Source organism: Massilia sp. NBRC 108631 (assembly GCF_059704565.1).
The window spans coordinates 38,426-49,884 of the sequence record NZ_BAAKJE010000265.1 but is presented as its reverse complement, the minus strand read 5'-3'; the positions used below and the strand labels follow the sequence as shown (position 1 = coordinate 49,884).

General features: G+C 63.4%; 6 protein-coding genes. 2 read left to right on the top strand and 4 right to left on the bottom strand.

The window, feature by feature from the left end:
- Nucleotides 1–157: 157 nt before the first annotated feature.
- On the bottom strand, nucleotides 158–496 hold the full coding sequence (locus AC6H42_RS29150) for a hypothetical protein (RefSeq protein ID WP_497549546.1): 339 nt from the start codon (nucleotides 494–496) through the stop codon (nucleotides 158–160).
- 10 nt (nucleotides 497–506) lie between these two features.
- Entirely contained in the window at nucleotides 507–1,901 is a 1,395-nt protein-coding gene (locus tag AC6H42_RS29145) for an RHS repeat-associated core domain-containing protein (protein ID WP_497549548.1), read from the bottom strand.
- Between the two features lie 518 nt (nucleotides 1,902–2,419).
- Here AC6H42_RS29145 and AC6H42_RS29140 point away from each other — a divergent pair.
- Together AC6H42_RS29140 and AC6H42_RS29135 are read left to right on the top strand one after the other, a co-directional pair.
- Nucleotides 2,420–5,245 carry a glycosyl hydrolase 115 family protein gene (locus AC6H42_RS29140; protein WP_497549545.1) on the top strand — a complete coding sequence of 942 codons (2,826 nt, stop codon included), beginning with the start codon at nucleotides 2,420–2,422 and terminating at the stop codon, nucleotides 5,243–5,245.
- 18 nt (nucleotides 5,246–5,263) lie between these two features.
- The gene (locus AC6H42_RS29135) at nucleotides 5,264–8,239 is read left to right on the top strand and encodes a glycoside hydrolase family 2 protein (protein ID WP_497549544.1); all 2,976 of its coding nucleotides are present in this window, start codon (nucleotides 5,264–5,266) and stop codon (nucleotides 8,237–8,239) included.
- Nucleotides 8,240–8,302: 63 nt separating this feature from the next.
- On the opposite strand, the gene AC6H42_RS29130 is transcribed toward AC6H42_RS29135, so the two are convergent.
- Together AC6H42_RS29130 and AC6H42_RS29125 are read right to left on the bottom strand one after the other, a co-directional pair.
- A complete protein-coding gene (locus AC6H42_RS29130) occupies nucleotides 8,303–8,950 on the bottom strand; it encodes a GntR family transcriptional regulator (protein ID WP_307188288.1) in 648 nt (215 codons plus the stop codon).
- A gap of 118 nt (nucleotides 8,951–9,068) precedes the next feature.
- Nucleotides 9,069–11,393 (bottom strand): TonB-dependent receptor domain-containing protein, encoded by a 2,325-nt coding sequence (locus AC6H42_RS29125; protein WP_497549543.1) that lies wholly within the window; start codon nucleotides 11,391–11,393, stop codon nucleotides 9,069–9,071.
- Between the last annotated feature and the right edge of the window lie 66 nt (nucleotides 11,394–11,459).

Here is an 11,459-nt window from a genome sequence, read left to right as displayed (position 1 = left end):
GAATTACTATCGTCAACTTTCGGGTCAAGCCGTCTCGGCCTGACTCAAACCACGGGGCCTCTCAAAATCCCGGTCCGGTTCAATCAGCAAGGATGAAAGCGGCCGCCATTGCGGTGGTGGTCGGCAATATCGACCGCTTTGTACCAGCCACAGGTAACTAAACCCGCTCCTCACTTGGTACAAATAGCACTACATCGCGACGCCCCAACGCATCAAGCGCCGAACGAAGATCTGCTGCAGTTTTCGAGCGTAGCTGAAAATATATGTGCTCAATTTGTCCGTCGGGATCACGGATAACAGTGGCTTTAAGACCTTCGGCCAGGTACACGTCAACGTCCGATCGCTGCTCCGCATGAACCGCCCCAAGCTCAGATTCGAGTACTGAAATCAATTCCTCCGGCAATCGCTCAGGTGATTCAAATTCCCAACCAATCTCCGATAACCACTTTGTAGCGGAAATTGGCAAGAAGAAGGCGGCTACATATGGATTTCCCACGTTTGGCTCCTTATGGCTTATAGACTTCAACCGGAACTTCGGCAAGGCCAGCCCGAATTGCCGCCTGAGCTCGGTGATGCCCATCTGAAATTACAACCCTGCCGTCAGGCCGCACGACGCCAGTAATAGGCGGGAAATCGCCATAGCCATTTGCTTTCATAGCTTTTTCATAGCGTTTAACCAAAGAACCAGTAAGGTCACCAGGGGCCTGATCAGGAACCAAATTCTTGGGATTGATCTTTAGGATAGCGGACTCCCCTTTTGCAAGTGCCGCAATTTCCTCTGCCGTCTTTCCTTTTCCTCCACCGGGTGCAAGCACACCGAGTCCGATAAGCACAACTCCCGCAGACTTACCTTCAGCGGAATCAGTATTTGGACGCTCGAAGTAGTTGTCTGCCTTCTCAGCTGCCCAACCCCAGAAACCAAACTGACCTCTGTTGTTGTCCGCGAAGTCGGCCATCGCCCGCCGAACAACCTGCGTCGCGATCTCACCAAAATTGGTTTGTCCCAGTTCTGCGCCGGCCGTCGGAGCTGCGGCCTTCGCGCCAACGTAGCCACCACTGCTTGCCGATCCCAGTCGCACGGTTGGTGGCAGCCCACCAACCCGCGAACCGAAGTAGCCTGAAACTGTCGCAATCGCTGCGAGTTCACCTGCCTTGGCACCATCGAAAATCACAGTGGAAATTCCGTAGCGGAAAGACCCCAGGCTAAAGCCAGACTTGGTTTTATCCGACTCCCCTTCGACGACGACCTGAGGCGGTGCTGGGGTCTCCTCACCCTCTGCAGCAAAGCCAGTTGGGTCCACCAGGTTAGTAGGATTGTTCAGCACATAGCTATAGCGATTGTAGTTCTGGCCATTGCTTGGATCGGCAATAAGCAGATCTCCCGACAGGAACTGGGCTACAAAGGGATCATACACGCGTCCGTTCATGTGGACCAAATCGAGTTGGTCGAGCATCTCATGCACACGCCGGTAGTCTTTACGATCAGGCTTCCCTGTGTACGCTTCCGCTAATTTACCAATCCCATACTCGGCCGTGTCGTAGACCCAGTAGCTGTTCAGGTCTGGCTCGTAACGCGCAGTCATGCGGCCCAATGCATCATACTCAAATGTCGTCTTTTGCAGTGCCTTGGCCTGCTCAGGGCTGGTTTGGGCTAACAACTGGCCCAAGGGGTCAAGTTCGTACTTGATCTCGCCTAGATCCGGGTCTTTCAACCGTATCTTGCGGCCGAGATCGTCATATGTCACAACGATCTCGTTGCCGCTTGGGTCTGTCGTCTTTCGCAGATTGCCAAACGCGTCATACTCGTACGAAACCTTGCCTCCAGCTGCGTCCGTGACTTCGCGCAACTGGCCAATAACGTCACGCTTCTCCGTTCGGCTCTGCTGTAGTCCGTTCGGCAGCTTCTCCGGGTTGGTAACAACCCGTGTATAGCCGCTGTAGCTTGTCGTGTACGCGCATTGCCATGAAACTGCTCAACGATTTGTAAGGAGGATGCGTCGGGCTTCTCCGGGCAGAGCGTCACAGAACACTGCTTAATGAAGAACCTGGTCGAATTGCCATCTGCACGCGTCTCCTTCGTCACGCTACCGAACCCGTCTACAGCCCAGCTTGTAGTAAGACCATTGGGTCCGGTAACTGAAATTCTTGCGCCACTGGCGGGGTCAAAAATGTGTTCCTCAATATGGCCGAGCGTATTCGCCACCCTATGGGGGAAGCGACCGTTGCCTTGGTAAGTCACGGTACCCAATATCCGTGATTTAAGAAGGCAACCTGGGCTGCTGCTAGGACAAGCAGAATCCTCCCACCTCTGGGTAGCGGATTTGCGCGGATGAAATAGTCATCCGCGTGAGCAGTTGCGGCGGCGGGGCCACGCATCTGCCATGCTAATATTTCAGCGCCTTCACTTTCCGGCCTCTCCATGCTGACACTGAAATCCAAACTGGCCCCTCTGCTGTGCGGCATGTTGCTGGGCGCACCATTCTCTCACGCCGCCAGTGTCCGCCTGGCCGGTCCCGAGGGCGTGGCCGACGTGCTGGCCGAAGACAACGCCACCATGAATCTGGCCGCCGGCCTGCTGCGGCGCGACCTGCAATCGGTCAGCGGCAAAGTTCCGCGTAGCCTGGCACCCAGCCGTCTGGACGACTGCACGCGGGTCTGCGTGGTAATAGGCCGCCATGACAGCCCACTTCTGCGCGAGCTCGCCCAGCGCGAGCACCTGGACTTCTCAGCCCTGAAGGGCGAGTGGGAACGCTATATCCGCATCAGCCAGCCCTCGCGCACCAAGCCGGGCACACAGTTGCTGGTCATCGCGGGTTCGGATGCGCGCGGCGCTGTGTACGGCACGGTGGATTTGAGCCGCGAACTTGGCGTGTCGGCCTGGGAGTGGTGGGCAGATGTGAAACCCGCGCAGCGCCCCGTGGCCGAAGTGCGGGCCGGGCGCATTGTCTCCGACCGGCCCTCGGTACAGTACCGGGGCGTGTTCCTGAACGACGAGGACTGGGGCTTGCAGCCCTGGGCCGCCAGGACATATGACCCAAGCGGTGACATTGGCCCGGCTGCCTATGCCCGCATCTACGAGCTGCTGTGGCGCCTGAAGGCCAATCTGATCTGGCCGGCGATGCACGATTCCACCAAGCCGTTCTACCAGATGCCGGGCAATGCGCAGACGGCGCACGACTACGCGATCGTTGTTGGCACTTCGCACGCGGAGCCGATGATGCGCAACAACGTGCGCGAGTGGAAAAAGAGCGACGGCGCCTTCAATTTCTTCACCAACCGAGATGCCCTCGCGCACTACTGGCAGCAACGTGTGGATGACGTGAAGGCGTACGAGAATTTCTATTCCATGGGCATCCGTGGTGTGCACGATTCGGCCATGGAAGGAGCGAGCACGCTGGAGGAGGCACGCGGCGGCGTGGCGGCCGTCATCGACATGCAGCGCAACATGCTGTCCAAGGCGCTGACGCAGCCATTGCCGCAAATCCCTCAGGCGCTCACGTTGTACAAGGAAGTGCTGGACATATACAACAGCGGCCTGAAGGTGCCGGACGACATGACGCTGGTCTGGCCGGATGATAACTACGGCTATCTGCACCAGCTCAGCACGCCGGCCGAAGCCACCCGCAGCGGCGGCGCCGGACTGTACTATCACATCTCTTACTGGGGCCGACCGCACGACTATCTGTGGCTGGGCACCACGCATCCCGGCCTGATCCGCGACCAGCTGCAGCGCGCGGCCAGCACCGGCGCCGCCAGGGTCTGGGTGGTAAACGTGGGCGACATCAAGCCAGGGGAGTATCTCACGCAGTACTTCCTTGACCTGGCGTTCGACCGGCGCCTGCTGGAACGTGGCGCCAAAGTACACATGCAGGATTGGTTCGGCGGACAGTTCGGCGCCGCGCAGGCTCCTGCCATCGCGTCCATCATGCAGGACTTCTACGACCTGGCATGGGAGCGCCGCCCGGAATTCATGGGGTTCAGCCAGACCGAGCCCACTACTCCCACGCGCCAGAGCGACTATCTGCAGTCGGGCGGCGAGGAGGCCGAGCAGCGGTTGGCGCGCTATCAGGCGCTGGTGTTGCGTGCGCAAGCCGTGGGTGCGGCGTTGCCCCAGTCCAGTCAGGAAGCGTACTTCCAGCTGGTGCTGTACCCGGTGCGCTCCAGCGCCAACCTGAATGCGCGGATTCTCAAGCTGGACCTGGCGGCGCAGTACGCGCGCATGGGCCGGCCGGCTGCGCAGTTATATGCGCGCCAGGCGGAAGCGGCGCAGGCGGCGATCGTGGCCGACACGGCGCGCTACAACGCCCTTGGCGGCGGCAAGTGGCGCGGAATGATGGACGCCGCGCCGCGCCGCCTGCCGGTATTTGACGCGCCCGCGTTTCCGGCGTATGGGCCAGCCGGCCGCAGCGGCTGCGCGCTCGCCTATCCGACGCCGCTGTCGGCACAAGGCGGCACACTGGCCTTTACGCGTGGACGGGCCGAGACCAAGACCATCACCCTGGTCCAGTACGGCGCGCAGCCGCAGCCATGGTCTGCGGTCTCCGTGCCTGACGGGATGAGCCTGTCGGCAAGCAAAGGAGCGCTCAATGAGGCCAACGGCTACGAACAGCGGGTCGATGTGCGCTACGACGGTGGCGGCGGCAAAGTTTCGGCGCTGCGCTTCACCTGCGGCGATGCGCACTTGCAGGCAAAGCTGCAATGGGCGTCCGGCGCCGCAGACGGCGTGGCGACGGAGCACGAACGCATCATCACGCTGCCCGCCGCAACAGGCGCGGTCACTGCCGGCTGGTCGGCAATCGATCTGGGCAGCTTCGGCTCCAGTATGCGTTCAGACCTGGACATGCCTACGCGCGACCTGGCAGCGGCTGCCGCCGGCGCCGTACCCACCCTGCTCTACCGCTTCCACAGCCACACCAAGGGCGCGGCGCAACTCAAAGTCGTCGCCGTGCCGGTGCATCCGCTCACCTCGGCCAACAAGCTGCGCATCGCCCTCAGCCTGGATAGCCAGCCCCCCGCCGCGCTGGACTTCACCACCCACGGCCGCAGCGACGAGTGGAAGAACAACGTGCTGACCAACACTGCGGTGCGCACCATCCAATTGGGCGACTTGCCGCCCGGCGCCCACACGCTGACTGTCCACGCCCTGGACCCCGGCTTCATCCTGGACCGCATCGAAATCGTCTTCGACGGCGCGCCCAGGTATTACGGCAAACCTGCACCCGCCGCTATGCGGACCACTCCCTGAAACCCTATCCGCCCCACCATGAAACCACGCCCTACGCCGCTCCATAGCCTGCCCCTGCTCCGCCTGGCCGCCGCCCTGACCGCCGCCGGCCTGATGCTGCCCGCCCACGCCGAACGCCAGACCTACAATTTCAACCCCGGCTGGCGCCTGGCGGTGGCCGATCCGGCGGACGCCGCCCAGCAAGCGTTCGACGACAGCGCGTGGCAGGCCGTCACCCTGCCGCGTGCATGGAACGAGGACGACGCTTTCAGCAAGGACATTGTGGACCACACCACCGGCGTTGCCTGGTACCGCAAGCACTTCACCCTGCCCGCCACCGCCGCAGGCCAGAAGGTCTTCCTGGAGTTCGAGGGCGCGCGCCAGGCGGCAGAGGTGTACGTGAACGGCAAGCGTATGGGCCTGCACGAGAACGGCATCAACGCCTTCGGCTTCGACATCACCCCGGCGCTCCAGGCCGGCGACAACGTGGTGGCGGTACGCACCGACAACAGCTGGGACTACCGCGAGAAAGCCACCAACCAGCGCTACCAGTGGTCCGACAGGAATTTCAACGCGAACTATGGCGGCTTGCCGAAGAACGTGCGGCTGCACGTGACGGACAAGCTGTACCAGACCTTACCGCTGTATTCCACGCTGGGCACCACCGGGGTCTACGTCTACGCGCGCGAGTTCGACATTCCAGGCCGCCGCGCCACCATCGCCGCCGAGTCCGAGGTGCGCAACGAGTATCCAGAGGCGCGCAGCTTCATTTACGAGGTCCGCATCAAGGACCGCGACGGCAAGCAGGTGGCGCAGTTCGCCTCGCCGGCCCAGACCGTGGCGCCAGGAGCGACCGCCATGGTCAAGGCCAGCGCCGCAGTCCAGGGCCTGAACTTCTGGAGCTGGGGCTTTGGCTATCTGTACGACGTGGTGACCACCCTGAAAGTGGACGGCAAGGCGGTCGACAGCGTGACCACCCGCACCGGCTTCCGCAAGACCGAGTTCGGCAACGGCATGGTCAAGCTGAACGACCGCGTGATCCAGATGAAGGGCTATGCCCAGCGCACCTCCAACGAATGGCCCGCCGTCGGCATGTCGGTGCCGGCCTGGCTGAGCGACTACAGCAACGGCCTGGCCGTGGCCAGCAACGCCAACCTGATACGCTGGATGCACATCTCGCCGTGGAAGCAGGACACCGAGTCGCTGGACCGCGTGGGCATGATGCAGGCCATGCCGCCGGGCGACTCGGAGGCGGACGTGACCGGCCGCCGCTGGGAACAGCGCATCGAGGCCATGCGCGACTCCATCGTCTACAACCGCAACAACCCGTCCATTGTGTTCTACGAGAGCGGCAACCGTGGCGTCAGCGAAGCGCATATGCGGGAAATGAAGGCCCTGCGCGACCGGTTCGATCCGCACGGCGGGCGCGCCTCGGGCAGCCGCGAAATGCTCAGCACCAGGCTGCAGCAGGTGGCCGAGTATGGCGGCGAAATGCTCTACATTAACAAGAGCGCACGCATCCCGATGTGGGCCATGGAGTATTCGCGCGATGAAGGCGCCCGCATCTACTGGGACGAGTTCAGCGCACCCTTCCACAAGAACGGCGACGGCCCGCCGCACAAGGGCCAGCCTGCGCCCACCTACAACCACAACCAGGACTCGCACGCCATCGAGAACGTGAAGCGCTGGTATGACTACTGGGAGCAGCGTCCGGGCACCGGCACGCGCGTGTCGAGCGGCGGCGTGAACATCATCTTCTCCGACTCCAACACCCACCATCGCGGCGCCAACAATTACCGCCGCAGCGGCGAGGTGGACGCCATGCGCATTCCCAAGGACGGCTTCTACGCGCACCAGGTGATGTGGGACGGCTGGGTGGACGTGGAGAAACCGCGCGCCCACATCATCGGCCACTGGAACTACGCTCCGGGCACGGTCAAGCCGGTGACCGTGGTCTCCAGCGCCGAGCGCGTGGAGCTGTTCCTCAACGGTAAAAAGCTGGGCCAGGCGCGGCAGAGCGAGCGCTTCCTGTTCACCTTCGACGGTGTGGCCTGGCAGCCGGGCCAGCTGAAGGCGGTCGGCTACGACGCCAAGGGCAAGGCGATCTGCGAGTCCGTGCTGGCCACGGCCGGCGCACCCGCCAGGCTGCGCCTGACGTCCATCGCCTCGCCCAAAGGCCTGCAGGCCGACGGCGCCGACCTGGCGCTGGTGCAGGTGGACGTGGTGGACGCCAAGGGCCGGCGCAATCCGGTGGCGCTGAACACCGTCGAGTTCGAGCTGCAGGGGCCGGCGGAATGGCGCGGCGGCATTGCGCAGGGTCCGGGCAACCTTATCCTGTCGCGCACCTTGCCGGTGGAAGGCGGCGTGAATCGCGTGCTGCTGCGCAGCGCTACGCAGGCCGGCAAGATCGTGCTGCGCGCCAAATCCCCGGGGCTGGCTGCGGCCGAGCTGACGCTGGTGTCGAAGCCGGTGCAGGTGAAGGACGGCCTGTCGGTACAATTCCCCGCGGATGGCTTGCCGCTGAACTTGCAGCGCGGCCCGACCCCGGCCACGCCGTCCTTCCAGGTGTCGCGCGTGCCGGTGGCAGTGGCCTCAGTCGAGGCGGCCAGCAATGCGGCGGACGGGGCCCTTGCGGTGGACGACGACGAAACCACCAAGTGGTCCAGCATGCCGGGCGAAGGCAGCATTACCTTCAAGCTGGCGCGCACGGCCAAGCTCAGCGAAGTGGTGCTGAAACTGGCCGGCTGGCGCGAGCGCAGCTATCCGCTCCAAGTCGAAGTGGATGGCAAGCAGGTCTACGATGGCTTGACTCCCAAAGGACTGGGCTATGTGACGCTGCCGCTGGCGGCCAACAGTGGGCAAACGGTGCGCATCGCCCTGAACGGCGTGGCCGACGAGAGCAATGCCATCAAGCTGACAGAAGTGGCGAACCAGGCGATCGCGGATACAGGTGCGAACCAGACGCCGAAAGGCGTGCTGTCCATCGTGGAGGCGGAGTTCTACGAACGGCCGTAGCGGATTGCGCCGCAATGCGAGGCCCACAGGACGGATTAGTGCGAAGCACGCAGCCCGCGGGCGTCAAGGATTCGGCAGCATGAAGCTCGGATACTGGAGCTTCAGCTGCTCGATTTCCGACAGCGTGCCGGACAGGTGCTGGCGCACGCACCGCTGCGCCGCATCCGGGTCGCCGGCGCCGATGGCGCGCGCAATCGCGCTGTGCTCTTCCAGGATCGATTGCGCCTTGCCGTTCAGCGGCAGGTGCAGCCGGCGCAACCGGTCCAGGTTGCCACTGCTGCTACGCATCACGGTCCACAGCTGTTCCAGCTGCGCCGCTTCATAGAGCCGCTGGTGAAAGGCCAGATCGACGCGCGTGAAGTTTTTCAAGTCGCCCGTTTCCAGGCAGGCGCGCTGCTGCTCCACCAGCTGCACCAGGGTCCGTTCAAGAGCGGGATCGGGCTTCTCGGCCAGCATCCGCACCATCTCCAGCTCCACCGACAGGCGCAGGAAATGCGCTTGCCGCGCCGACGCCAGGTCCACGCTGCGCACGCGCGTAATGTGCTGTGGGAAGATGTCCACCAGCCCTTCGTCTCCAAGGCGCGTCAAGGCGTCGCGGATCGGCGTGGCGGAAAGATTGAAGTAACGGGTCAGCTCGTTGCGGGGCAGCACCGCCCCCGGCTCCAGCGCCAGCGTGACGATCAGCTCACGCAAATGTTCAAACACTTGCACCGTGGCGTTCCTCGACCGGTCCAGCTGAAAAATCCCCGGAATTGCTACAGTTTCCATAGTGCCGCGCGTGCTGGTCTAAAGCTTGGATATTAGCATATCAGCACGCTGCGGCGCAGTGTCAGAAGCCCGGTCCGCCCCCCTCGCCGCGCGGCGGACCGCCCGCGCCCGGCCTCTGGCGCGGGCCCTGGAACTGTTGTTCGCCGCGCGACTCGGCGCCGCCTCCTGCACCGCCAATGCGGTACGACAGGCCGACGTAGAACACTCGCCCGTCAAAGCGCCGTATCGTGCTTTCCTTCAGCAGCGGCGTATCGATGACGGTGGCCATCTTGTTCTTGTCGAGCACGTCGGTCACGTTCATCACCAGGTTGAGCTGCGGGGTCAGCGCGTGGCGCAGGCTCAGGTTCAGCGTGCGGTTCGGCTCGCGGTAGCCCTGGCCGGTCAGCGTCTTGCCCTGCATCTGCAGCATGGCCTGCAGCTGCGTGGCGCTGTCGAACTGGTAGTTCAAGCGCGCACGGCCGCTCAGCGACGTGGCGTTGCGGGTGATGTCGGCGCCGCTCAGGTCGCGCGAGGTCAGCTCGCTGCGCGCCAGGTTGCCGCTGGTGTTCAGGGTCAGCGACGGGGTCAGCTTGCCGCTCAAGGTGAACTCCAGGCCGCTGGAATGGCTGGCGCCGCCGTTTTCGCGCGTGGTCAGCAGCACGGTCGGGCTGATGAAGGTGCTGCGCTCGACGATGGTGTCGGTCTCGTCGCGGTAATAGGCCCGCAGATTGGTCTCCAGCGTGCCGAACCTGGTTTCATAGCCGACCTCGAAGGAATCGGTCTTGGCCGGGTTCAGCATCGGGTTGCCGGATGAAACGTTGAACTCATCGCGGTACACCACGTAGGGATTCAGGTCGTTGGCCATCGGACGGCGGATGCGGTGCGCGTAGCTGAAGCGCATATTGGCCGTGTCGCTCACTTTATAGGTGGCGAAGAAGCTGGGAATGTAGTTGATGTAGCTGTGCTTCGCCTCGATACCGCTGGTGATCTGTTCGATATCCATGTCGGTATGCTCGGCGCGCAGGCCGGCCAGCGCGCCCCAGCGTTCGTTCAGCCGCATCTGGTAGGAACCGTACAGCGCAATCGTGGTTTCGTCCAGGTTGAAGCGGTTGGTGCGCGAAGGATTCACCGTTTCCGCCAGGGTGGCGGTGTTGATGTCCGCGAACAGCGTATCGAAGCTGCTCTTGGTGTTGGCCACCTTGTAGCCCAGCTTGGCCGTGCCGCCGGCGATATTGCGCTCATAGTCCCCGGTCAGGTCGACCACGCGGTTGCTGGTATCGCTGGACAGCCGGCTGCGGTCGGCTGGCGCGTTGAACGGACGCACAGTGTAGGCGTTGCTGTAGTCGGTGTCGCTGTCGTTGTCGGACGACGACACGCGCAGATCCGTCTTCATGCTTTCGCCGGGCGCCTCGCCCTTGTGGTCCCAGCGCGCGCCCCAGCTGTAGCTCTTGCTGTCGCCCTGGCGCTGCGTAGTGCGCAGGTAGTCGCTGACGGTGGCCGTGCCGTTGCCGGTCACGTTGCCGGTCATATAATGCTCGCTGGACTTCTGGTCGTTGCCGCGTGCAGTGTAGTTGGCGCTGGCGGTCAGCGTGTCCTTCGCGCCGAGGTTATAACTGACGGTACCGTTCAGGCCGACCGAGTCGTTCAATCCCTTGCTGGTGGAATTCTGCGTGCTGTGCTCGACGGCACCGGTGGCGCGGTTGATCCGGTCGCGCACGGTGGCGCCGGTGGAATCGCGGCCGTCGTGGCGCACGTTGATGCCGCCCTGGTAGCCCCAGGCGCCCTCGTTGTAGCTGCCGGACACGGCGCTGTTGTAGCGCCCGTCCTTGCCGGCGTTGGCGTTGACGGTGGCAAAGCCGCCCGGTTTGCGGTTGCGGCGCATCACCAGGTTCAGGATGGGACCGCCGCCGCCTTCGTTGCCGAACTGCGCGCCGGGATTGTTGATCACCTCGACCGACTCGATATCGTCGGCCGCCATCGCGTTCAGGGTGGCGCCACGGTTATCGCCCTGCATCATGGCCGACGGCTTGCCGTCCACCAGGATCTGCACATTGCTGCTGCCGCGCAGGGTGACGGAACCGTCCGGGTCGACCGCGACCGACGGCACGCTGTTCAGCGCATCGGCCGCCGTGCCGTTGGTGCTGCTGACGTCGGACTTCACGTCGTACACCTGGCGGTCGATGCGGTTGGTGGGGCGCTCGGCAGCCACCGTCACCGACGGCAGCGGCGCGCCGGTTTCCGTGGATTTCTCCAGCGGTTTCGGTTCTTTCTTGGGCGGAGCGCCCTTCACCACCACTTCGGGCGTGGCGGCAGGCTGGGATGGAGGCGCGGATTGCGCCAGGGCGGCGCTATCGGGATACAGCACGGCGCCGCCGGCTACGCAGCATGTCAGGAGAATTTTTTGCATTGGACAAGGTGTTTGATGGATGTCCGCATTCTATCCGCGCGCAGCGATTCAAACTATTGTCATTAC